Genomic DNA, 23,033 nt, shown 5'->3' with positions numbered 1-23,033 from the left:
GGTACGCCCCCGACGAAAGGCCCTGGTCATGACGCGTGAGCTCCCCCCGGACGGTCGCACCGCCGTCGTCACCGGCGCCGCCCGGGGCATCGGCGAGGCGACCTCCCGGCGCCTGGCCGAGGACGGCGCCGGCGTCTTCCTCGTCGACATCTCCCCCACCGTGTTCGACCTGCGGGACGAGCTGCGCGCCGCCGGGTACCGGGCGGCGGCGTCCGTCATGGACGTGGCCGACGAGGCCGCCTGGGCCGACGCAGTCACCGCCTGCCGGGCGGAGCTCGGCCGCCCGCAGATCCTGGTGAACAATGCGTACGCGACCCGCGTCGCGTCGCTGGAGGACACGCCGCCGGAGAGCTGGGAGCACCAGATCCGGGTCACGCTCACAGGTGCCTACCTGGCCACGCGCGCGCTCCTGCCCGACCTGTCGGCGTCGGGCAACGGAGCGGTGGTCATGGTGTCCTCCGTGCACGCGCACTTCGGGCTGCCCGGCCGCGCAGCCTACGCCTCGGCCAAGGCCGGGATGACGGGGCTGGCCCGGCAGCTCGCCGCCGAGTACGGGCCCGCCGTGCGCGTGAACAGCGTGCTGCCCGGGCCCGTGCTCACGCCGCACTGGGACGGCGTGGGCGAGGCCGAGCTCGCGAGCGCCGCGGCGGCGACGGCACTCGGCCGCCTGGGCGAGGCGTCCGAGGTGGCCGACGCGATCGCCTGGCTGTGCTCCGACCGGGCGTCGTTCGTCACGGGCGTCGAGCTGAACGTCGACGGCGGCTGGAGCATCACCAAGGAATCGGTGTGAGGGAACCGGTGTGAGGGAATCAGAGTGATCGGCGGCCCGCCGCCGTCCTAGGGTGTGGCCATGACGACCGTGCAGCCTGTCCAGATCACCTTCGACTGTGCCAGTCCCGAGCGCGTGGGCCGGTTCTGGTGCGAGGCGCTGGGATACGTCCCCCCGGACCCGACGGAGGACGGCTTCGACACGTGGGAGGAGTACAACCTCTCGCTGCCCGCCGAGAAGCGGGACTCGTGGTTCGCCGCGAGCGACCCGAACGGCGTGGGCCCGCGACTGTTCTTCCAGCGCGTGCCCGAGGGCAAGGTCGTCAAGAACCGGGTGCACCTCGACGTCAAGGTCGGGAGGGGCCTGGTGGGCGAGGAGCGCCTGGCCGTCCTGGAGTCCGAGGCCGTCCGCCTGGAGGCGATCGGCGCGACGCGCGGGGTGCTGCTGCTGGCCGACGGCGAGAACGAGTCGTGCCAGAACATGCAGGACATCGAGGGCAACGAGTTCTGCCTCGACTGAGGCCGGCGCCCGCTGGCTTCAACCCCCGCCCCCGCCAGCGAGGTCGGCACTCCGGGTGGGAGGTCGGCAGCTTGCATCGAGGTCGGCACATCGCTGTGCCGACCTCGATGCAGACTGCCGACTCTGCGGCGCAGACTGCCGACCCCGCTACCCCGCCACGACCGCACCGCGCCGGGCGTTGAGCTCGTCGAGCGCCGTCCGCACCTGGTCGAGCGCCCCCGACGGCAGCCGCACCAGCTCCTCCTCCAGGGTGCGCTGGTCGGTCCACTCCTTGAGCGATCGCAGGGCACCGGTCTGCCCGGTGTCCGCGGCCTCGACGGCGGCCAGCACCGTCGCGAACGCCTCCGGGTCGTCGGCGACGGCGCCGAGCGTCGAGTCCAGCGTGACCGGCGGCGGGACGGACCGGTCGCGCGGGTCGGGCACGATCCACTCGTGCCGCCCGGCGCCCACCCCGATCTCGTCGGAGCCGCCCGGCAGCACCACCACCGCCGACGCGTTCGGCGGCACCACCGCGTGCACCACGATCTGCCCGTCCCGCGCCGCCCAGCCCGCCTCGGCGAGGCCGTAGGGCGTCTCGAACCGCGTCGCGGCGTGGTCCAGGCCCGCGATCGGCACGGGCGCGATCCGCAGCCGCCGGTAGCCGGGCGAGTCCGGGGCGAGCCCCGCCACGGCGCGGTGCAGCCAGTCGGCCACGGCCCCGAAGGCGTAGTGGTTGAACGACGTCATCTCCCCGGGGTTGATGCTGCCGTCCGGCAGCATGCTGTCCCACCGCTCCCAGACCGTGGTGGCGCCCATCGTCACCGCGTACAGCCAGGACGGGACGCCGGTCTGGAGCAGCAGCCGCGCGGCGACGTCGGCGTGCCCGGTGACCGTGAGCGCGTCCTGGATGATCGGCGTGCCCACGAACCCGGTGCCGATGCGGTAGCCGGCCCGGCGCACGAGCCAGGCCAGCCGGTCGCCCATCACGGCCCGGGTCGCGCCGTCCACGAGGTCGAAGACGACGGCCAGCGCGTACGCGGTCTGGGCGTCGGAGACGATCCGGCCGGCCGGCGTCGTGTACTCGGCCACCCACGCCCGCCGCGCCCGCTCGGCGAGGTCGCCGTACCGCGCGGCTCCCTCGACGTCGCCCAGCTCCTGCGCCGCCGCGGTGACGAGCTGCAGCGAGCGCACGAGGTACGCGCTGGCCACGATGTCGGGATCCGTCTTGGCGCCCGCCGGGTCGTCCGGCGGCGCGTCCGGGTCGAGCCAGTCGCCGAACTGGAACATGCCCTCCCAGAGCAGCCGCTCCCCGGACAGGTCCAGCAGCACGTCGGCCCACGCCCGCATGGACGGGTACTGCTCCGCGAGCGCCCGCCGGTCGGCGAACCGTTCGAGCAGGGTCGTGGGCACCACCGTGGCGGCGTCGCCCCAGGCGGCGGCGGGCTTGGACCCGAAGGGCAGCACGAACGGCACGACGACGGGGCAGACGCCGCCGCGGTCGGCCTGCTCGGCGGCGACGTCGCGCAGCCAGGAGGCCAGAAAGGCGTCGCTGTCGAAGAGGTAGCTCGCGGTGGGCCCGAAGACCTGGATGTCGCCGGTCCAGCCGAGGCGCTCGTCGCGCTGGGGGCAGTCGGTGGGCAGGGAGACGAAGTTGCCGCGCATGCCCTGCACGACGTTCTCGTGCAGCCGGTTCACGCGCTCGTCGGAGCTCTCGAACCATCCGGTGCGGCGCATGTCGCTGCTGATCACGACGGCGGTGATCGCCGCGCGGGCGGTGTCGGCGTCGAGCTCGCCGGGCCAACCGTCCACCTCGGCGTACCGGAAGCCGTGGAAGGTGAACTCGGGCTCGAAGGCGTCCTCGCCGCCGGAAAGCACGAGGTGGTCGGTGGCCGCGGCGTGGCGCAGCGGGCGGACGCCAAGCTCGCCGTGCTCCAGCACCTCGGCGTGCCGGAGCGTGATCACCTGCCCCGGCTCCCCCGTCACGCGCACGCGGAGGCGGCCGACGAGGTTCTGCCCGAAGTCGAGCACCGTGCGCCCCGAGGGCGTGGTGATCACGTCGCGGACCGCCACCTCGTCGACCCGCCGCACGGGTTCGGCGATCGCGGGTTCGGGCACGACGTCGGACGTGTCCACGCGCACCGGCGCCCACGCCGTGTCGTCGAAGCCGGGCAGGCTCCAGCCGGGGACGGCGCGGCCGGCGTCGACCCGCTCGCCCGCGTAGATGCCGCTGGCCACGACCGGCCCGGCCGCCGCCCCGCGCCAGTCCGGCCCGGTGGTCAGCACCCGGGTGGTCCCATCGGCGAGCTCGACGTGGAGCTGCACGGCCGCGGCGGGCTGCTCGCCGTAGAAGGTCCGGGCGGCGCCGTGGAAGCCGTAGTGCTCGGTCCACCACCCGCCGGCCAACCGGATGCCGACGGCGTTGGCGCCGGTCCGCAGCAGCGCGGTGACGTCGGTGGCCTCGTGCACCACGCGGTGCTGGTAGGCGGTCCAGCCGGGCTTGAGCACGGCGTCGTCCACGTCCTGGCCGTTGATCTCGACCTGGTAGACGCCGTGCGCGGACGCGTGGAGGGTGGCGCGGACGACGTCGCCGGGCAGGTCGAGCTCGGTGCGCAGGAGGCCGGGCGTGGCGTCGTCGGGTGGATCGGCGAGGCCGACGAAGGCGGCCGCCCACTCGCCGTCGGCCAGGAAGACGCTGCGCACGGTGACGGGCTCGCTCCATGGCGAGGTACCGCCGTCCGTGCCGGTGACCCGCACCTCCAGCGTGTGCCGCGCGTGCGGCGCCAGCGGGTCGAACGGCCAGGGCACGAACCGCGACTCGTCGGTCTCCAGGGTGCGCACCTGGTCGCCGTCGAGCCGCACCTCGGCGCCCGCCTGCCACCAGCCGGGCACGTCGGACCCGACGGTCCAGCTCAGGCGCGGGGTCGGGGTGTCGGCGTAGGCGCCGTCGGTCCGGCGCTCGATCCGCACCTCGCGGACGCGGGTCGCGCCGCCGGCGGTCGGGGTATCGGTGTGGTGGGTCTCCATCGGTGGCCCCTTTCAGCCCTTGACCGCGCCGGACGTCATGCCGGCCACGATCTGGCGGTTGAAGAAGATGTACATGACCAGCGGCGGCACCGTGATCAGCAGGATGTCCATGAACAGCAGGTTGAACTGGCTGACCATCTGGCTCTGGAAGTTGTAGAGCGTGAGCTGCACGGTCGCGTTCTCGTCCCCCGGCAGGAAGTACAGGGGGTTGGTGAAGTCGTTGAACACGTTGACCGCCTGCACCACGACGATCGTGATGATCACGGGCCGCAGCAGCGGCAGGATGACGGCGAAGAACAGCCGCAGGGGCCCGGCGCCGTCGATGACCGCCGCCTCGTCGAGCTCGCGGGGGATGGTCGCGACGAACGCGCGGAACAGCAGGATGCAGAACGAGAGGCCGAACGTCGCCTCGACGAGGATCAGGCCGGGCATGGTCTTGAACAGCCCGATCCCCTGCAGCACCCAGATCGTCGGCACCACGGCGGGCGGCACGATGAGCCCCGCCAGCACGAAGAAGTTGACCACCGGGTTGAGGCGTGACTGCCGCCGTTGCAGCAGGTAGCCGACCATCGCCGCGAGGATCACCATGATCGCGACGCTGACCACGGTCAGGACCGTGCTGTTGACGAAGGCCCGCACCACGATGCCGTCGCGCGTGGCGAGCACCTCGCTCAGGTTCTCGACGAACGCCCAGTCCTCCGGCAGGGAGAACTCCAGCCGCGAGGCGGACGACGCGTCCTTCGACGCCGTGAGAAAGATGAACGCGAACGGCACGAGGAACACCACCGCCGACACGGCGACGGCCGCGATGCCCGTGGCCCAGGACCCGGCGCGCCTCATCGCTCGACCTCCTTGCGGTTGAGCAGCATCGAGAGCGGCACCATGATCGCCGTCACCACGAGGAACAGGATGACGTTCCCCGCGGTGGACAGCCCGTAGAAACCGGCCTGGTACTGCTTGTAGATGACGGAGGCGATGACGTCGCTGGTGAACCCGGGACCGCCGCCCGTGGTCGCCCAGATCAGGTCGAACGACCGCAGGCCGCCGATGAGCGACAGGATGATGACGGTCGCCGTGGCCGGCTGGACCAGGGGCAGCGTGATGGAACGGAACTGCTGCCAGCGGCCCGCGCCGTCGACCCGCGCGGCCTCGTAGTACTCCTGCGGGATGGCGACGATGCCGGCGATGTAGATGAGCGTGGCGATGCCGAGCCCCTTCCAGACGTCCACGGCCGCGATCGTCAGCAGAGCCGTGCTCGGGTCGGTGAACCATCCGGGCCCCTCGATCCCGAACGCGGCGAGCACGGTGTTGACCACCCCGTCGAACGGGTCGAGCAGGGCGGTGAAGGTGATGCCGACGCCGATCGTGGAGACCAGCACCGGGAAGAACACCACGGAGCGCAGGTAGCCACGGCCCACGAGCTGCGAGGTGAGCAGCACCGCCAGCGCCAGCCCGAGCACCACCTTGGCGCCCGAGGTCACGAACCCGTAGACGAGCGTGTTCACGAACCCCCGCGAGAGCTGGGGCTCCGAGAAGAACTGGATGTAGTTCTCCAGGCCGATGAACTCGGTGTCGAACAGGGTCCAGCGCGTGAGGCTGAACCAGAACGACGCGAACGTGGGCACCGCGAAGAAGATCAGGTAGAGCACGCCGGCCGGCAGGTAGAACCACGACGGGTAGGTGGCGCGCTGGGTCAGGGAGGTGCGGGCCGTCGTCCGACGTCGTCCGGCGGCCCGCACCTCGGTGGTGGCGGACATCACCAACCCTCGAGGCCCAGCTGCTTGGCCTGCTTCTCGACGTCCTGGTCGTAGAAGGCGGCGGCGTCCTCCGCGGTGCGGATGCCCGAACCCACCTCGACGGTGGCCTGCTCCAGGTTCGGCCCCTTGACGGGCGAGATGAACTCCAGGGCGTTGGCGGTCTTCCCGGCGTCGAAGTACGCCTGGATGTCGTCGAGCAGCGCTGGGGCGGAGTCCAGTACCTCGCAGGTGCCCGCGTACGGCCCGGCGGGCGGGAGCAGCTCGTTCTGGATGTCGCACCCGGCGTCGCTGTTGACGAACGCGACGAACTCCTTGGCCGCCTCGAGCTCGGCGCCCTCCGTGGACCGGGGGATGTAGACGGCGTTCGGCTGCCAGATCGTCGCCTGGGTGTTCTCCGCGTCCGTCGCGGGGAGCGCGAAGAAGCCGATGTCGTCCACCGCGTCCGGCGTGTTCTGCAGGATCGTCTGGATCACGTTCGACAGCATCGGGTAGTGCGCGCCCTCGCCCTCGGCGACCATCCGGGCGCCGTCCGGGAACGTCGCGGACGGGAAGTCCTCGTTGAAGAAGCCCGCCTCCGCCACCTCCTGCTGGTGCTGGAACCCCAGGAGCGCGGGCTCGTCGGCGTAGAACCGCTGGTGCGCCGTGTACTGCTCGGCCCACTCGGGGTCGACGGCGGTCACGTTGGCGAAGTCGCCGAGCACGAAGAGCTGGCTGGTCCAGGTCTCGCCGTAGGTCTGGATGACCGGGGCCACGCCGTCGCCCTCGGCGGCGATCGTCTCGTTGTTCGCCATGAACTCGTCCCAGGTCTCGGGGACGGCGAGCCCGAGGTCTTCGTAGACCCGCTTGTTGTAGACGACGCCGCCCGCGAACGAGGCGCCCAGGGGCGCGCCGTAGATCCCGTTGTCGGTGCTCACGACGGGGACGAACTCCTCGGTGAGCGAGCCGACCCACTCCTGGTCGCCCAGCTCGACCAGCGTCGAGTCCGGGTTGAGCGCCTGCAGCAGGGAGCCCGAGTTGTAGAAGAAGACGTCGGCCATCTCCCCCGTCGACAGCCGGGTCTTGATCAGGTTGTCGCCCTCGGTGCCGCCCGGCCGGATCTCGACGCTGACCGAGATGTCGGGGTGCTCGGCCTCGAAGGCCTCGATCAGGGCGTCCGCGGTCTCGGGGTTCGGCGCGTCGTTGGTCGTGAGGAACGTGATCTCGGTGGTTCCGCCGTCGTCGCCGGACGACGAGCAGCCGGCCAGGGCCAGCAGCGGGACGGCCGCTGCGGCCACCGCCACGCGATGACGAGTTGCTCGGGACATCTCTCTACCTCCTTGTAGAGCGAAAGGATCGTAGAGCGATCTACACTCCCTCGAATGAATCCTTTCAGCGGGTTCACGCTAGCGAGGGCCCTGTAGAGTGTCAACCGATCTACAGAATCGGGAACACAGTCGTGACCTCAGCAGAGACCAGGCCGGACGCCGCACCGTCTCCGGCACCGCCGCCGCCCTCCCCGGCGGTGGGGCCCACCGCGGAGCCCGGACCCCGCCCCTCGACGATCCAGGACGTCGCCCGTGAGGCCGGCGTCTCCCGGGCCGCGGTCTCCAAGGTGATCCGGAACGCCTACGGCGTCAGCGAGCACATGCGGGCCCAGGTCACCGCCGCCATCGAGCGGCTGGAGTACCGACCGCGCGTCGCCGCGCGGGCCATGCGCGGGGCGAGCTTCACGCTCGGGTTCGAGATCCCCCAGGTGGGCAACGACTTCCTGACGATGATCGTCGACGGCGCGACGGAGGCGCTCGCGGACACCCCGTACCAGATGATCATCGCCCCGCTCGGGCGGGACCAGAAGGGCGACGTGGCGATCAACAGCCTCGCCGACCGCCAGGTCGACGGCATCGTGGCCATCGCGCCCCGGGTGGACCCCGCGTGGCTCGAACGGGTCGCCGAGCGCACGCCGCTGGTGATGATCGGGCGGCACGACCGGTCCGACCGCTACGACACGATCACCGGCGACGACCGCTCCGGCGCCGAGCAGGTCATGTCGCACCTGTTCGACCTCGGCCACCGGCGCATCGTGCACCTGACCATCCACCCGTCCCGGCCGGAGCCGCCGTGGGCGGGCCAGGCCGGTGCCGAGCCCCACGTGGTGCGCACCGCCGTCTACCGCGAGCGCATGACCGCCGCCGGGCTGGAGCCGCAGGTGATCCACACGATGTTCGACGGCTCGGAGGCCCATGCGGCCACCCGCGCGCTCCTGGACTCCCCCGACCGCCCGACCGCGATCTTCGCGGGCAACGACACCCTGGCCGTCGGCGTGCTGAGCGCGGTCGCGGAGGCCGGGCTCGACGCGCGCGACGTGTCGGTGGTCGGTTACGACGACGTGCCGATCGCGCGACACCCCCTCGTCTCGCTCACCAGCGTGGACCAGAGCGGCATCACCCTCGGTCGCGAGGCGGTGCGGCTGCTGCTGGAACGGCTGGCGGGGCGCACGGAGTCGGTGCGGTACGAGTCGCCGGCGGTGCTCCGGGCCCGCCGGTCGAGCGCGGAGCCGCGGGAGGCCTGACGGGCGGACGGCCAGGCCCGCCGGGCATTCTCTTTGAGGCCCGGGTTTCTTCGCTTTGGGACCGTTCAAAGCGAAGAAACCCGGGCCTCAAAGGGGATCGCGGCAAAGGGGATCGCGGCGACGGGTGGGCCGCTCGTGACCGAGCTAGTCGTCCTGGCCTATGACGTCCGGGTCCGTGACGTCCGGGTCTGTGACGTCCGGGTCCGTGACGTCCGGACCCGTGGCACCGCCGTAGGTGGCGATCTTGTACTCCGTGGCCGCCAGCGAGAGGTTCAGCTCCCGGATCCGGCGCCGGATGGTGTCGCGGTGCTCCAGCAGGAGGTCGAGGCGCTCCGGCTCGGTCTCCTTGCCGGCGTCCGCGAGGGCGATGTAGTGCTGCACGTCGCGCATCGGCATGCCCGACAGCCGCATCCGGGTGACGAAGACGAGGCGGCGCAGCGCCGCGGCGTCGTACAGGCGGTACCCGGCGGCGTCCCGGCCCACCTCGACCAGGCCCGCGCGCTCGTAGTACCGCAGCGTGTGCGGCGAGACGTCGAGGTAGGCGGCGGCCTCGGCGATCGGCAGGGGTCCGGGCACCGCGTCCGCGTCCGCGAGGGCGTGGATGACGTCTGCCGACGGCGCGCCGTCCTCCCCGAGCGCCGCCAGGGCCCGTGACATCAGGTCGTCCGTCGCCATGCCCACCAGCCTAGGCGGCCCGGGGTGCGGGTCATCAGAAGGCTCGCACGGCCGGGGGCACGCCCGGGAAGTCCGCGGACTCGGACGCACCGGCCCACTTCTCGACGTCGTCCGCCGCGTAGGCGTACGCGCGCCGCAGGTTGCGGACCGCCTCCGCGCCGAGCGGCAGGCGCAGCGGCGCGTCCGCGGCGTCCAGCACCTGGCGGACGACGGCGGCGGCGCGGGCCGGGTCGCCCTCCTGACTGCCGTGAGCCTCGGCCATGTTCGCGCGGACCGCGCCGGCCACGTCGTCATAGGCGGGGTCGGCGGCCGCGGTGCGGAGCACGCCGGCCGCGTTGAACGCCGTCCGGAACCGGCTGGGCTCCACGATCAGCACGCGGACGCCGAACGGGGCGACCTCGCCGGCGAGCGCCTCGGACCAGCCCTCCAGCGCGAACTTCCCGGCCGAGTAGCTGCCCACCGCGGGGAACGACATGCGCCCGCCCTGGCTGCTCATCTGCACGATCGCGCCCGTGCCGCGCGCCCGCAGGTGCGGCAGGACCGCCCGCACGTAGGCCGCCGGACCGAACAGGTGCTGGTCGAGCATGTCGCGCAGGGCGGCGTCGCCGATCTCCTCGGCTGTCCCCACCTGTCCCGCGCCGGCGTTGTTGACCAGCACGTCGATCCGCCCGAACGCGTCCAGGGCCCGGTCCACGACCGCGGCGGCCCCCGCCGTGTCCCGCACGTCGTGCTCCACCGCGAGCAGCCGCTCGCCGTACCGCGCCCGCAGCGCGCCGAACCGGCCGGCCCGGCGCGCCGTGCCGACCACCCGCTCCCCGGCCTGGAGCGCGGCCTCCGCCAGGGCGAGGCCGAGGCCGGAGCTCGCGCCGGTGATGAGCCAGGTCCTGGTGTCGGCGGTGGCCCCGCTGGTGACCGTGGTGGTGGTTGTGCTGGTCGTCGTCGCACTGTCTGTCGTCATGGCGGCGACGTTAGGGATTCGAGCGCGCTCGAACGCAAGGCGAGGTCTCCTGGTGCTGAGGTCGGCAGTCTGCCCCCGAGGTCGGCACTCTGCACCGAGATCGGCACATCCCTGTGCCGACCTCGGTGCAGACTGCCGACTCCGCTGGTCGAACTGCCGACCTCAGGGCAGCAGGACCGTGCGGATCGCCGTGATCAGGCCGTCCACGACGAGCACGCGGATCAGGGCGACGGGCGCGCCGTCCCGCGTCGCGACGAGCGCCATCCCGTCGTCCAGGAGCAGGGGCGCCAGGGTCCAGCCCGACGTCGGCCCCAGGTAGTGCAGGGACCCGGCGGCCACCCGCTCGGCGCCGACGTCGAACCCGACGCGCTCGCCGCGCAGCGTCGCCCAGCCCGAGACCTCGGGGTGCAGGATCCGCACCAGGGCCGCGAGGTCTCCCCCGGCGCAGGCCGCGATGAAGGTGTCGACCACGCGCTGCAGCTGAGGGTCGGCGCGGTGCCCGGCCGGTGCGGTCGGCGCCGGACCGATCGACGTGTGCGCGGCCGACGTCGACCCGGCAGATGCCGACATGGCCGACGTCGACCCGGCGGACCCGGACGCCGTCGGCTGCGACGCCCGGATCGCCCGCCGGGCGCGGCTGGCGAGCTGGCGGCACGCGGCCGGGGTGCGGCCGACCGTCTCCGCGACGCTCTCGAAGGGGATCCCGAACACGTCGTGCAGCAGGAACGCGGCGCGCTCGCCCGCCGTCAGCCGGTCGAGCACGACGGACAGGGCGCGCCGGATCTCGTCGTCCAGGGTGATCCGGTCCGCCGGGTCCGGTGACGCACCCGGGCCCAGGCCCGGCACCCCCGTGCCGGACCCGAAGTCCCAGGTCGCCGGGTCCTGTGGCGCGGACAGGCGCCGGTGGGCCGACCCGATCCGGTCCAGCGCGAGCCGCCGCACCGCCACGACGAGCCAGCCGCGCAGGTCGCGGATGCCGCCGACGTCCTGGGTCGCCAGCCGCGCGAACGCGTCCTGCACCACGTCCTCGGCCTCGGCGGGGTCGGCCAGGATGCGCCGCGCGACGGCCAGCAGGTAGGCGCGGTCGTCCCGCGACGCGGCGGCGACCCGCTCGACGTCGGGTCCGGCCGGCCGTCCACGGGCATCCCCGGACGCACCGCCCGCATCAGGTTCCCGCCCGCGCACGGGCTCGCGTCTAGCTTCGCTCATGCCCCGCACGACGATCGGGCACCCCGCGATGTGACGGCGTCACACACCCGACCGCCCGTTCGTCCTGTCCGCACCCGGCCGGCAGACCGCCGTCCGACGAACCCGAAGGAGCATCATGCTCACCACCACCCTGTGGGCGGCACAGATCGTCCTCGCCCTGTTCTTCCTGTTCGCGGCGCTGCCCAAGATCGCAGGCCGCGGCATCGACCGCTGGGCGGGGTTCGACGACCTGCCCCGTTCGATCGTCGTCCTGACCGGCGTGGCGGAGCTCCTGGCGCCGTTCGCGCTCGTCCTGCCCCTGCTCCTGGGCGCCTTCGAGTGGACGACGCCGCTGGCCGCGGCCGGGCTCGCCGTCGTCACGCTCATGGCCAGCGGGTTCCATGTCCGGGCCGGCGAGTGGCTGCCCGCCCTGGAGACGGCGCTGTGGGCGGCGCTCGCCGGGGCCGTCGCCGTCGGCCGCTGGGGTCTCCTGGCCACCGGGCCGCACCTGGACGCCGACCTGCTGGTCCCCGTGATCGGGCTGGTCACGGTCGCGCTCACGATCAACCTCGTCGCGATCTTCCGGGGTCCGGCGCCGTCCCGCTCCGCACAGACCGAGCCGGCCCGTTCAGCCGCGCCGGCCCAGCCGGCCGAACCGGCCACGCCGTCCGCGCCGTCCGCGTCCGCCGCACGCTGAGCCGCCCCGCCGCGGCACCCCCGTCGCCCCTTCGAGACCCACGTTTTCTCCGCTTTGAGCGGCGTCAAAGAGGAGAAACTCGGGCCTCGAAGGGGAGGGCGGCCGCGGTCGGCGTCGGGCCGGAATGCGCACGGCCGGACACCAGTTGGTGATTGACGTGAGCCTCCTGACCGACGCCGCCTCCGGCGGCACCGCACCCGACCCCTCGGCACCCGACTACTCCGCGCTCGACAACGCCGCCTGGTCGTCGCTCGCCGGGGAGCACGCCCACCTCGCCGAGGGCGGGGACCTCGTCCGCCGCTACCCCGTGGACGTCTCGCCGTTCGCCGCCGTCCGCACCTGGGACGACCCGGACGTCTGGGCCGCGATCGTCGACCTGGTCGGGTATGACGCCGACTTCCCCGCCCCGCCCGAGTCCGTCGCCCTGCCGGCCGGCTGGGTGCGCGGCGACGTGTTCGGCGGCGTGCAGCTCGTCGAGACCGAGCGCGTCCAGGGCAGGCCCGACGCCGAGGCCGTGGTCCTGGGCGCCGCCGACGTCCCCGAGATGATGGACCTCGTGTCCCGTGCGAAGCCCGGGCCGTTCCTGCCCCGCACCCACGAGATGGGCCGGTACGTCGGCATCCGGCGTGACGGCGAGCTCGCGGCCATGGCCGGCGAGCGGCTGCGGCCCGCCGGCTGGACCGAGATCAGCGCGGTCGCCACGGACGAGCGGTTCCGCGGCCAGGGTCTGGCCACGCGGCTGGTGCTCGACGTCGTGCACGCCGTCCGCGAGCGCGGCGCGCGGGCCATGCTGCACGCCGCGGCGGGCAACACGAACGCGATCCGGCTCTACGAGAGCCTCGGGTTCGTGCTGCGTCGCCGCAACGAGTTCGGGATGGTACGCACCCCGGCCGCCTGAGCCCGGTGCGCCCCTGACGTCAGTGCGCCGCCGGGGCGTCCGCCGTCTTCTTCCGGGACGGCAGCAGGTGCAGCACGGCCACCACGACGGCGCCGACCACGAGGCCGACCACGGCCGAGCAGAGGGTGTTGAACAGCCAGCCGAGGGTGCCGCCGAGCGCCCCGGCGCCGTCGTGGATGACCACCTCGAGGTGGTGCACCCACTCGTAGGGCCAGGGGATCCAGCCCGTGCCGTCCGCACCGAGGTTGACGAGCAGGATGTGCCCGCCCACCCAGAGCATCGCGACGGTGCCGACCACGGAGATGACGGCGAGCACGCGCGGCATCGCCTTGACCAGGCCGCGGCCCAGGGACTGGGAGAACCCGGAGTCGCGCTCGGCGAGCCGCAGCCCGACGTCGTCCATCTTCACGATCGCCGCGACGACGCCGTAGACGATGATCGTGATGACGAACGCGACCACGACGAGGATGAGGAGCCGGGACCAGAAGGTCTCGTCGGCCACCTCGTCCAGGGCGATCACCATGATCTCGGCCGACAGGATCAGGTCGGTGCGGATGGCGCCGGCAACCAGCTTCTTCTCGGCCTCCGGGCTGACCTCCGTGGCGAGCACCGTCTCCTTGCTGTGGCCGGAGATCTTGTGCCAGATCTTCTCGGCGCCCTCGTAGGCGAGGTACGTGCCGCCGATCATCAGCACGATCGGCAGCAGCCACGGCAGGAACTGGCTGAGCAGCAGCGCGGCCGGGAGGATGAAGATCAGCTTGTTGCGGATCGAGCCGATCGCGATCTTCTTCACGATCGGCAGCTCGCGCTGCGCCGCGACGCTGCGCAGGTACTGCGGGGTCACGGCGGTGTCGTCCACGACGACGCCCGCCGCCTTGGCGGTCGCACGGCCCGTGGCTGCGCCGACGTCGTCGATGGACGCCGCCGCGAGCTTTGCCAGCGCGGCGATGTCGTCCAGCAGTCCCATCAGGCCACCCACGGCGCACCCCGCTCCGGTCGATGTGTCGTCATGTCCGAAGCCTATGCAATCCGACGGCCCGCCCGAGCACCGCGCCGCACGTGTCAGACGTACAGGTCCCTCTGGTGACCTGTACGTCTGACACGTGCGGGGGTTTCGCGTCAGCGCGAGACCGGGGTGAGCTCGATGCGGTCCAGGTTCCAGTTCTGGTACGCGTCCTCGGGCAGGGCGATGCGCAGCGTGTGCGTGCCCCTCGTGAGGCGCTGCGTGACGCCGCTGGGCTGGAGCACCTGCTTCGCGTGGCTGGTCGTGTTCCGGACGTCGACCCGGGCGCTCGGCGCGCCGTCGTCGAACGACACGGTGTACGTCCCGGCGGGCGAGTACGGCGACGACGCGCGCACCGCGACCTCGTACTCGCCGGTCCTCGGCACCTCGACGGAGTAGGTGAGCCACTCGCCGCCGCGCATCCAGCCGAGGCTGACGGCCCCGTCCAGGTCCTGGATGTCCACACCCTCGCCCGGGCGCATCTGCAGGTTGCTGCGGTTGGCGGGCTCCAGGTCGTGGTAGCCGACGCCCTCGCCGGGCAGGAAGTCCTCCGCCTGGACGCGGACGGCGCCGCGCGGCAGCGGGTCGCCCTCGCCCGTGCGCAGCCAGCGCTCCAGCTTCTCGACGTCGTCCGTCTGGAAGATCGTCGTGTGGTAACCCTTGACCAGCGCCTGCCAGCCGCGCAGCGGGTCGATCAGCGACGCCTCGTCGGTCATCCGCTCGGACAGCCCGTTCCACATCGTGTTGCTCCAGACGCGGCTCCCGCTCGCGACGCGGTCCAGGAACGGGCGGCGGGCGACGGCGTCGGCCGTGCTGTCGAAGTTGACCTCGTAGGCCACGGGCTGGTCGTCGCCGAACTTCTCGACGTCCGCAAGGTTCGCGTCCGTGACCATGTGCATGTAGACGGCGCCGCGGTGCGTGGCCCGGAACTCCTGGACCTGGTCCACGGGCGCGTCCGACTTGAACAGGCCGTTGCGGACCGTGCCCGTCTCGACCAGCACGTCCCAGATCTCCGCGCGGAACGGCCAGCCCTTGTCGAGGTTGACCAGGCCGCGGTCCTTCGCGAGCCGCATCGCCTGCTCCAGCGTGGGGACCCGCTCGTCGGTGAGCGCGGCCTGCGCGCCGCCGAGGCCCTCGCGCAGCCGCAGGCCCTCGATCTGCTCCAGCGTGAGGCTGTCCACGCGGCCGGTCCCGTTCGTGGTGCGGTCCACGGTCGTGTCGTGCATGAGCACGGGGACGCCGTCGGCGGTGAGCTGGACGTCCAGCTCGACGATCTCCGCGCCGTCCGCGAACGCGGCCAGGATCGCGGGGGCGCTGTTCTCGGGGGCCGCCCGCCACTGCGCGCGGTGGGCCGCGGTGAGGATCTTGGCGTCCGGGCCGTGGTCCAGCAGGTCGCGGTAGGCGCGTTCGGCGGGGGTGCCGCCGCCGTTGCCCGCGCCGCCGAACGCGGCCGGAGCGGCCGACGCCGCAACGGAGCCCGACTGGAGGTCGGCCTGGGACTCGGCCTGGGACTCGGCCTGCGCGCCGGCCACGGCGACGGCCCCGGACAGCACCAGCGCGGCCGTGGTGACGACGGCCCCGACGCGGGTACGGATGCGTGAGTTCATGGGGCTGACTCTGGTGGTGCGGCCGGCCGCTGGGGCGAAGCGCACACGGCGGCCGGCTGAACACTCGCTGAACGTCAGCCCTGCCCGCACTCGACGCGGGCGTCGGCCCAGTCGGCGTGGTCGAAGTTCTTGCCGTCCGGCCCCTCGTCGGCGACCAGGCGCAGGCGGCGCACACCGGTGACGTCGACGTCGAGCGGCACACCGCCGTCGTCGTTGGACAGGACCGGCGTCTCGGTGAGCAGCACACCGTCGCCGTAGACGGCGAACCGCACGGAGCCGACGCCGGTGTCGCCGGGCTTGTCGAGCACCTCGTCGTCGATCCCGACCACGGCCGTCAACGCCGTGCAGGCGCCGCCGAGCCACGCGGTCACCGACCCGGTCGCGTGCATGCCGATGCCCTTGGCGTAGGTGGTGCCCGCTATCCGCAGCGGCGCGCCGTCACCGCCTGCGGCCTCGCCATTGGACCGATCGCGCTCGACCGGGCCGTAGCCGTTGCTCTGCTCGGTCCAGTCGAGGTCGGAGACGTAAGGGTTCCCCGCCGGGACGGGCGGCGTGACCCACAGCGTGGCCTGGTTCGCGGCGACGTGGTCGCCGCCGCCGGCCCGGTAGTCGACGTCGACCGGCACCTCGAACGTGCCCGTCGCGCCGTCGGCGGGCACCCGGACCTGCCAGGTGAAGCGCGCGGTCTGCCCGGCGGCGAGCCGCGCCACGGTGCGGGTGCCCTGGTCCGCGGACCAGCCCGTGGGCAGGTCGGGCGTCAGGCGCACGCGCGTGACGTCGCGGTCCGCCACCGCGAACGCGGCCGTCACGGCCACGGTGCTGCCGGGCTCGACGTCGGCCTGCTCCGGGTCGACCGTGATCGTGGCGTCCGGCCGCGCCTCGACCGGGTCCAGGCACGACTCCCGGCCCCCGGTCGCCGCGCACACGACGGCGACGAAGCCGCCGTTGTCCGCCGTCGGGATCCGCAGCGTGTCCGCGGCCGTGGTGCGCACCGTGGAGTGCACGGTGGCCGACCCGTTCGCGCTGTCGTCCGTCAGCAGGTCGACGACCACCTTGGACCCCCGCGCCAGGCCCGCCAGCGGGAGCAGCAGCGGGTCGCCGGAGCCCGCGCGCATGCCGCCCACGAACCACCGGTCCCCGGAGCGGCGTGCGAGCACCGCGTCCCGCCCGGGCGTGCCGCTGAGCAGCCGCACCTCGTCCCAGGTCGTGGGGAGGTCCCGCAGGAACGGCAGCGCGTTCGGCTCGTCGTCGTACCCCTCGGGCTTGTCCGAGATGTGCTGCCAGCCCGACTCGTAGACGACCGCCATCGCGGCCTGCTGCGCCTTGGACGTCCTGTCGTTGTCGCGGGAGAACACCACGGGCGTGAAGTCCATCGACCCCAGCACGTTGCGCGTGAACGGCACGATGAGGCTGCGCTCGGGGCTGATCCCGTTCTCCATGCCGCGCACGGCCTCGTAGCTCATGATGTGCGGCCAGGTGCGCTGCATGCCGGTGGGCAGCGCGGCGCCGTGGAAGTTGACCATCAGCTCGTACCGGGCGGTGTCGCGCGCCACGTCGTCGTACCACTGGTGGATCTCCTGCGAGTCGGAGTCCATGAAGTCCACCTTGATGCCGCTCACGCCCCACGACCTCAGCCGCGGCAGCCACTCGTCGCGCTGCTCCTGCGTACGCAGGTCCCGGCTGTGGAACCAGACGATCACGTCGACGCCGCGGGTGTGCGCGTAGCGGACCGTGCGCGGCACCCAGCTCGCGTCCCAGCCCTCGTCGAGCAGCACGTACTCCCAGCCGTTGCGCGCGGACAGGTCGACGAAGTCCCGCTGGCGCGCCTCGTCGCGCGGGCTGCTCCCATCGGTCAGCCAGCTCCAGCTCGACCGGCCGGGCCGGATCCAGTCCGCGCCCGGGTCCAGGGCGGCGGGTGTGGCGAGGTCGTCCACCAGCGTGGAGCCGACGACGCCGGCCAGGTCACCGACGATCGCGACCCGCCACGGGGTGGACAGGTCGCCGGTCGTGGTGACGGGGCGCCCCTCGAAGAGGTCGACGCCGTAGCGCAGCGAGCCGGCCTCGTGCGTCAGATGCGAGCCCGAGTAGTCGCCGTGCAGGTCGGCCTCCGTGACCAGCACGTACCGGTCGCCCTGCCCGAACAGCACCGGGTACCCGACGCTGCCGGAACCGTTGCCCGCCGCGGCGGTCGTGGTGCTCCACTCCGCCTCGTAGTTGACGGCGTAGGAGCGCTGCATCCACGCCGGGCCGTCCGCGGCCGGCTCCCACGCGCCGGACTCGTCGTCGACCCGGTGCTCGCCCGGCCCGTCCAGCAGGTAGCGGTAGGCGACGCCGTCGTCGGACACGCGGACCGCGATCCGCAGCCGTGCGCCCACCGGGTCGGCGAACGTGAAGACCGACTCCCGGTGGGTGTAGCCGCGGCGCTCGCGCTTGCCGGTGCTCATGGAGTAGGTGTCCGAGACCGTGCGGTCCTGCCGACCGGCGAACGTCAGGCCGGTGGTCAGGTCGCCGTCGCTGCCCCGCAGGCCCAGCCGCGTGGCCGAGAGCACCGTGTCGCCGTCGGCGAGCACGTCGAGCGCCACCTGCCCGGCGGCGTCCAGGCGCAGCAGCCCGTCCAGGTGCGAGCCGCGCGGGCCCTCCACCCGCCAGCTCGACGCCGTCCCGCCCGTCGGGTCCGGGCCGGTACCGCCCGCCGGGGCGGCGGTCGCGCTGCCGGCGACGACGAGGCCGCTCGCGACGAGGGCAACGGCTGACACCGCTGTCACCAGATGGAGAGCAGGACGGAACGCTGGTACGAGCTTCACGAGGTCTCCCTTGACTTCGATCGGGTGCCGACGTCGATCCGGTGCCGGGTCCGGCCCGGTGCCGACGTCGGTCCGGTGCGCCGCCCAGAAGGCTAGGCGGCGCACCGGACCAGGTCAACAGGCGTTCTCGCAGCTCCCGCCGCTGCTACTGCCGTCCCGGACGGAGGTCGAGGCGGCGCAGGAGCTGGGCGTTGAGCGCCACGACCACGGTCGACAGCGACATCAGCACGGCGCCCGCGGACATCGGCATCACGAAGCCGATCGGCGCCAGCACGCCCGCGGCCAGGGGCACCGAGATCAGGTTGTACCCGGCCGCCCACCACAGGTTCTGCTTCATCTTGCGGTAGCTGGCCCGCGACAGCTCGATCACGGACAGCACGGACCGGGGGTCGTCGCTGGCGAGGATCACGCCCGCGGACGCGATGGCCACGTCGGTGCCGGCACCGATCGCGATGCCGACGTCGGCCTGGGCGAGCGCCGGGGCGTCGTTCACGCCGTCGCCGACCATCGCGACCTTGCGGCCCTCGGCCTGGAGCTGCGCCACCTTGGCGGACTTGTCCTCCGGCCGGACGCCGGCGAAGTACCGGTCCACACCGAGCTCGTCGGCCACCGAACGGGCCACGGCCTCGGCGTCGCCGGTGATCATGACCACCTGGACGCCCCGGTCGTGCAGGGCACGGACGGCGTCCGCGGACTCGGCCCGCACCTCGTCGGCGAGCTTGATGGCGCCGGCCACCACGCCGTCGCGCAGCACGTGCAGGATGATCGCGCCGTCCTTGCGCCAGGCGTGCGCCACCGCCAGCTCGTCCTGCCGGTTCTCCTCCAGCAGGCGCGGCCCGCCGACGCGGACCTCGTGGCCGTCCACGGTCGCCGTCACGCCCACGGCGGGCGACGACGCGAACCCGGTGGCACGCGGGACCGTGAGACCCCGCTCCTGCGCCGCCCGCACGATCGCCCGGGCCAGCGGGTGCTCGCTGTCCGACTCGGCGGCCGCTGCGAGCGCCAGCAGCGTGCCGGCGTCGAGGCTGCCCTCGCCGGGCTCACCGGCCCCGCCGGGCTCACCGGCGGGCTGGACGTCGGCCGGCTGGACGTCGGCGACCGTGGGCTCGCCCTTGGTCAGCGTGCCGGTCTTGTCGAACAGCACGGTGTCGACGGTACGCATGCTCTCCAGCGCCAGTCGGTCCTTGACGAGCACGCCGCCGCGGGCTGCGCGCTCGGTGGCGATGGAGACCACGAGCGGGATCGCGAGGCCCAGGGCGTGGGGGCAGGCGATGACGAGCACGGTCACGGTGCGGATCACGGCGTCGTCGGGCAGCCCGGCGAGCGACCAGACGACGGCGGTGACCGCCGCGGCGCCCAGCGCGAACCAGAACAGCCAGCCCGCGGCGGTGTCGGCGAGGCGCTGCGCGCGCGAGGACGAGGCCTGGGCCTCGGCGACCAGCCGCTGGATGCCGGCCAGGGCTGTGTCGTCGCCGGTGGCGGTCACCTCGATGCGCAGGCCGGAGTCGGTGGCGACCGTGCCGGCGGTCACCGGCTCGCCGGGGCCGCGCGGGACGGTGCGTGACTCCCCCGTCACCATGGACTCGTCCATCTCCGCCCGACCGTCGACGACGCGGCCGTCGGCGGGGACGCTCCCGCCCGGCCGCACCACGACGACGTCGCCGACCACCAGGTCGCCCGGCGCGACCTTGACGACCTGGTCACCGTCGACCCGCTCGGCCTCGTCCGGCAGCAGCGCCGCCAGCGAGTCCAGGGCCGACGTCGTCTGCGCGAGCGAGCGCATCTCGATCCAGTGGCCCAGCAGCATGATCACGATGAGGAGCGCCAGCTCCCACCAGAAGTCGAGCTGGTGGTCGAGCAGCCCCAGGCTGGCGCCCAGCGACGCGACGAACGCGACCGTGATCGCGAGGCCGATCAGCAGCATCATCCCAGGCTTGCGGGAGCGCAGCTCGGAGACGGCGCCGGTGAGGAACGGCGAGCCGCCCCAGACGTACATGACGGTGCCGAGCACCGGCGGGATCGCCGTGACCCAGGCGGCGTCGGGCAGCTCGTAGCCCAGGATCATCGCGAACATGCCGGAGAACGCGACGACCGGCACCGCCAGCACGAGCATGATCCAGAACAGCCGCCGGAACTGGCCGACGTGGTCGCCGTGACCGGCGTGGCCCATGTGGCCGGAGTGCTCGTCGTGGCCGGAGTGCTGGTCGTGGCCGGCGTGCACTTCGGTGTGGGCGCCCTCGTGCGACATGTGGTCGTGGTGCGCGTGCTCGTCGGGCACGGCCGGGGCGGGTGCTACTGGCTGCGCGGTGGAGTGCTGGTGTGGCTCGTTCATGGGTCGCTCCTGGGTTGAGCAGTGCATGCCCGATGGGGCTGCGTACTCCATATATACCCCTAGGGGGTATCTCCGTCAACCGGGCGAGCTACATCGGAGGCCACCGACGCCCCGCTGGGGGCGCATGCAAATTCGGGGTGTGTTGCTCTGCGTCGACATCGTCCACACAGAGCAACACACCCCGAGTTCGAACAGTCACCCGGAGCGGTTCTCGACCACCTCGCCCCAGGCTCAGCCTCAGGTTGAGGTTGAAAGTTCGCCCGGACTCGGCCTCAGGTCGAGGTTGAGAGTCCGGACCGGCAGCGCCGGGACGCGCCTAGACGTCCACATGGGAGCCGAGCAGCACCGTGCGGTCGCGGGGCAGGTTGAAGTGCTCGGCGGCGTCCGCCGTGATGTACGACGTCGCGATGAACAGCCGCTTGCGCCAGGCCGGCATCCCCGGCTCCTTGCCGAGCCGGAGCTGGATGCGGGACAGGAAGTACGTCGCGTTGTCCAGGTCGAGCCGGCCCTCGGTGTCCTCCGGCCCGAGCTGGGCCAGCGCCGCGGGCACGTCCGGCCGCTCGTCGTACCCGAACCGCACGGTGAGGTGCGTGATGCCGTCCCGGCCCTCGCCGAGGTGCTCGACGACCACGCGCTCCTCGTCGGTCAGGCGCGGCACGATGGCGACGTCGACCGCCACGACCGCCACCTGCTCGTGGCGCACGTGGTTGTGCTCGACGTTCGCGCGCAGCGCGAGCGGCGCCGTCTCGCTCCCGCGGTTGAGGAAGATGGCCGTGCCGCTGACCACCTGCACCGGCGCCCTGCGGGTCCGCAGCTCGTCCACGAAGGCGCGCAGCGACCCCTCCATGGCCTCGCGCTTGGCGGTGACGACCTCGCGCCCGCGCTGCCAGGTGGTCATGACGGTGAACGCGGTCACCGCGATGACGAGGGGCAGCCACGCGCCGTGCACGAGCTTGGTCAGGTTCGCCGCGAGGAACAGCAGGTCGATCGTCAGCAGCACGGCGGCCATCGACGCCAGCACCCACTTGGGCACGTTCCACGTCTTCCAGGCCACATAGAAGAAGAGGGTGGTCGTGATCGTGATGGTGCCGGTCACGGCCATGCCGAAGGCGTAGGCCAGCGAGGCCGAGTTGCGGAACGCGAAGACCAGCGTGAGCACCGAGACCATGAGCAGCCAGTTGATCCACGGCACGTAGATCTGGCCGCGCTCGGACCGGGAGGTGTGCAGGATCCGCAGCCGGGGCAGGTAGCCGAGCTGCGCGGCCTGGGCCGTCACCGAGAACGCGCCGGTGATGACGGCCTGGGACGCGATGACGGTCGCGGCGGTGGCCAGGACCACCATCGGGATCAGCGCCCAGTCCGGCGTCAGCAGGAAGAACGGGGCCGACAGGTTGGCACGGTCCTGGAGGATCAGCGCGCCCTGGCCCATGTAGCTCAGGGTGCACGCCGGGAGCACCAGGAAGATCCACCCGACCGAGATCGGCCGGCGGCCGAAGTGGCCCATGTCGGCGTACAGGGCCTCGGCGCCCGTCACGGACAGCACGATCGCGGCGAGCGCGAAGAACGCCAGGTCGAACCGGCCGGCCAGGAAACCGAGCGCGTACGTCGGCGAGAGCGCCTTGAGGATGCCGGGCTCGCTGGCCACGCCCCAGATGCCGCACGCGCCGATAGCGACGAACCACGTGATCATCACGGGGCCGAACAGCCGGCCGACGGCCGCGGTACCGAACTTCTGCGCGGCGAAGAGGATCACGATGATCACGGCGGTGACCGGGACGATCCAGCCCTCGAACTCGGGGTTGATGATCTTGAGGCCCTCGACCGCCGAGAGCACGGAGATGGCCGGCGTGATCATGCTGTCCCCGAGGAACAGCGCGGCGCCGAACAGGCCGAGCCCGGCCAGCGTGAGAGTGGTCCGCGTCGACCCGTTCCTCGCCCACCGGCGCAGCAGCGTGATCAGGGCCATGATGCCGCCCTCGCCGTCGTTGTCGACCCGCATCGCCAGCAGCACGTACGTGATGGTGACGATGAGCATCACCGACCAGAAGATCAGCGAGACGACGCCGTAGACGTTCTCCGTGGTGGCCGGCACCGGGTGCGGGTCCGCCGGGTTGAAGACCGTCTGGAGGGTGTAGATCGGGCTGGTGCCGATGTCGCCGAACACGACGCCGAGGGCGCCGACCACGACGGCGAGCCGCAGGGCCTCCGCGGGTCGCGGGACCAGGCCGGGCGGGCGGATTGCAGTAGTCACCTGTGGAACCTAAGGCGCAACACG

General features: G+C 72.7%; 17 protein-coding genes. 5 read left to right on the top strand and 12 right to left on the bottom strand.

Translation table 11 applies throughout. From position 1 onward, the window contains the following. Positions 1-28: 28 nt before the first annotated feature. Positions 29-790, top strand: coding sequence for an SDR family NAD(P)-dependent oxidoreductase (locus AB0I29_RS05995; RefSeq protein ID WP_357479231.1), 762 nt, complete (start codon positions 29-31; stop codon positions 788-790). Between the two features lie 60 nt (positions 791-850). Further along, positions 851-1,288 (top strand): VOC family protein, encoded by a 438-nt coding sequence (locus AB0I29_RS05990; RefSeq protein ID WP_357479228.1) that lies wholly within the window; start codon positions 851-853, stop codon positions 1,286-1,288. Between the two features lie 147 nt (positions 1,289-1,435). Here the strand turns inward: AB0I29_RS05990 and AB0I29_RS05985 are convergent, their stop codons facing one another. From AB0I29_RS05985 to AB0I29_RS05970, 4 genes are read right to left on the bottom strand one after another with little or no spacing between them, the layout of a single operon-like run. After that, the gene (locus tag AB0I29_RS05985) at positions 1,436-4,291 is read right to left on the bottom strand and encodes a family 78 glycoside hydrolase catalytic domain (RefSeq protein ID WP_357479225.1); all 2,856 of its coding nucleotides are present in this window, start codon (positions 4,289-4,291) and stop codon (positions 1,436-1,438) included. A gap of 12 nt (positions 4,292-4,303) precedes the next feature. Then, entirely contained in the window at positions 4,304-5,131 is an 828-nt protein-coding gene (locus AB0I29_RS05980) for a carbohydrate ABC transporter permease (protein WP_357479222.1), read from the bottom strand. Then, the gene (locus tag AB0I29_RS05975) at positions 5,128-6,051 is read right to left on the bottom strand and encodes a sugar ABC transporter permease (RefSeq protein WP_285104430.1); all 924 of its coding nucleotides are present in this window, start codon (positions 6,049-6,051) and stop codon (positions 5,128-5,130) included. The genes AB0I29_RS05980 and AB0I29_RS05975 overlap by 4 nt, the downstream gene beginning before the upstream one ends. Continuing rightward, positions 6,048-7,352, bottom strand: a complete 1,305-nt coding sequence (locus AB0I29_RS05970; protein ID WP_357479218.1) for an ABC transporter substrate-binding protein — start codon at positions 7,350-7,352, stop codon at positions 6,048-6,050. The genes AB0I29_RS05975 and AB0I29_RS05970 overlap by 4 nt, the downstream gene beginning before the upstream one ends. Positions 7,353-7,483: 131 nt before the next feature. Between AB0I29_RS05970 and AB0I29_RS05965 the strand changes: the two genes are divergently transcribed. Then, positions 7,484-8,596 (top strand): LacI family DNA-binding transcriptional regulator, encoded by a 1,113-nt coding sequence (locus tag AB0I29_RS05965; protein ID WP_357479215.1) that lies wholly within the window; start codon positions 7,484-7,486, stop codon positions 8,594-8,596. A gap of 144 nt (positions 8,597-8,740) precedes the next feature. On the opposite strand, the gene AB0I29_RS05960 is transcribed toward AB0I29_RS05965, so the two are convergent. From AB0I29_RS05960 to AB0I29_RS05950, 3 genes are all read right to left on the bottom strand, one after another. Beyond that, on the bottom strand, positions 8,741-9,271 hold the full coding sequence (locus AB0I29_RS05960; protein WP_357479212.1) for a MerR family transcriptional regulator: 531 nt from the start codon (positions 9,269-9,271) through the stop codon (positions 8,741-8,743). Between the two features lie 34 nt (positions 9,272-9,305). Continuing rightward, the gene (locus AB0I29_RS05955; protein WP_285104421.1) at positions 9,306-10,229 is read right to left on the bottom strand and encodes an SDR family NAD(P)-dependent oxidoreductase; all 924 of its coding nucleotides are present in this window, start codon (positions 10,227-10,229) and stop codon (positions 9,306-9,308) included. A gap of 162 nt (positions 10,230-10,391) precedes the next feature. Continuing rightward, complete coding sequence (locus AB0I29_RS05950) at positions 10,392-11,438, bottom strand: sigma-70 family RNA polymerase sigma factor (protein ID WP_357479209.1); 1,047 nt, start codon at positions 11,436-11,438, stop codon at positions 10,392-10,394. Between the two features lie 115 nt (positions 11,439-11,553). On the opposite strand from AB0I29_RS05950, the gene AB0I29_RS05945 reads away from it, so the two are divergent. Next, positions 11,554-12,114: a DoxX family protein gene (locus AB0I29_RS05945; RefSeq protein WP_357479206.1), complete on the top strand. Its 561-nt coding sequence runs from the start codon at positions 11,554-11,556 to the stop codon at positions 12,112-12,114. Between the two features lie 166 nt (positions 12,115-12,280). Next, positions 12,281-13,012 carry a GNAT family N-acetyltransferase gene (locus AB0I29_RS05940; RefSeq protein ID WP_285104853.1) on the top strand — a complete coding sequence of 244 codons (732 nt, stop codon included), beginning with the start codon at positions 12,281-12,283 and terminating at the stop codon, positions 13,010-13,012. Positions 13,013-13,031: 19 nt separating this feature from the next. Here AB0I29_RS05940 and AB0I29_RS05935 read toward each other — a convergent pair whose 3' ends face one another. The 5 genes from AB0I29_RS05935 to AB0I29_RS05915 form a co-directional block, all read right to left on the bottom strand. Further along, positions 13,032-13,979, bottom strand: a complete 948-nt coding sequence (locus tag AB0I29_RS05935) for a DUF808 domain-containing protein (RefSeq protein WP_285104415.1) — start codon at positions 13,977-13,979, stop codon at positions 13,032-13,034. A 152-nt stretch (positions 13,980-14,131) separates the two neighbouring features. Beyond that, the gene (locus tag AB0I29_RS05930) at positions 14,132-15,622 is read right to left on the bottom strand and encodes a glycerophosphodiester phosphodiesterase family protein (RefSeq protein ID WP_357479203.1); all 1,491 of its coding nucleotides are present in this window, start codon (positions 15,620-15,622) and stop codon (positions 14,132-14,134) included. 74 nt (positions 15,623-15,696) lie between these two features. Next, positions 15,697-18,378 carry a glycoside hydrolase family 97 catalytic domain-containing protein gene (locus AB0I29_RS05925; protein WP_357479200.1) on the bottom strand — a complete coding sequence of 894 codons (2,682 nt, stop codon included), beginning with the start codon at positions 18,376-18,378 and terminating at the stop codon, positions 15,697-15,699. A 193-nt stretch (positions 18,379-18,571) separates the two neighbouring features. Further along, positions 18,572-20,674, bottom strand: coding sequence for a heavy metal translocating P-type ATPase (locus AB0I29_RS05920; protein ID WP_357479866.1), 2,103 nt, complete (start codon positions 20,672-20,674; stop codon positions 18,572-18,574). Positions 20,675-21,074: 400 nt separating this feature from the next. Continuing rightward, complete coding sequence (locus AB0I29_RS05915; RefSeq protein WP_285107061.1) at positions 21,075-23,009, bottom strand: KUP/HAK/KT family potassium transporter; 1,935 nt, start codon at positions 23,007-23,009, stop codon at positions 21,075-21,077. Between the last annotated feature and the right edge of the window lie 24 nt (positions 23,010-23,033).

Source organism: Promicromonospora sp. NPDC050262 (assembly GCF_040655935.1).
Taxonomy (GTDB): domain Bacteria; phylum Actinomycetota; class Actinomycetes; order Actinomycetales; family Cellulomonadaceae; genus Promicromonospora.
The sequence above is the reverse complement of the archived record's forward strand: the minus strand, read 5'-3'. Positions and strand labels throughout refer to the sequence as shown.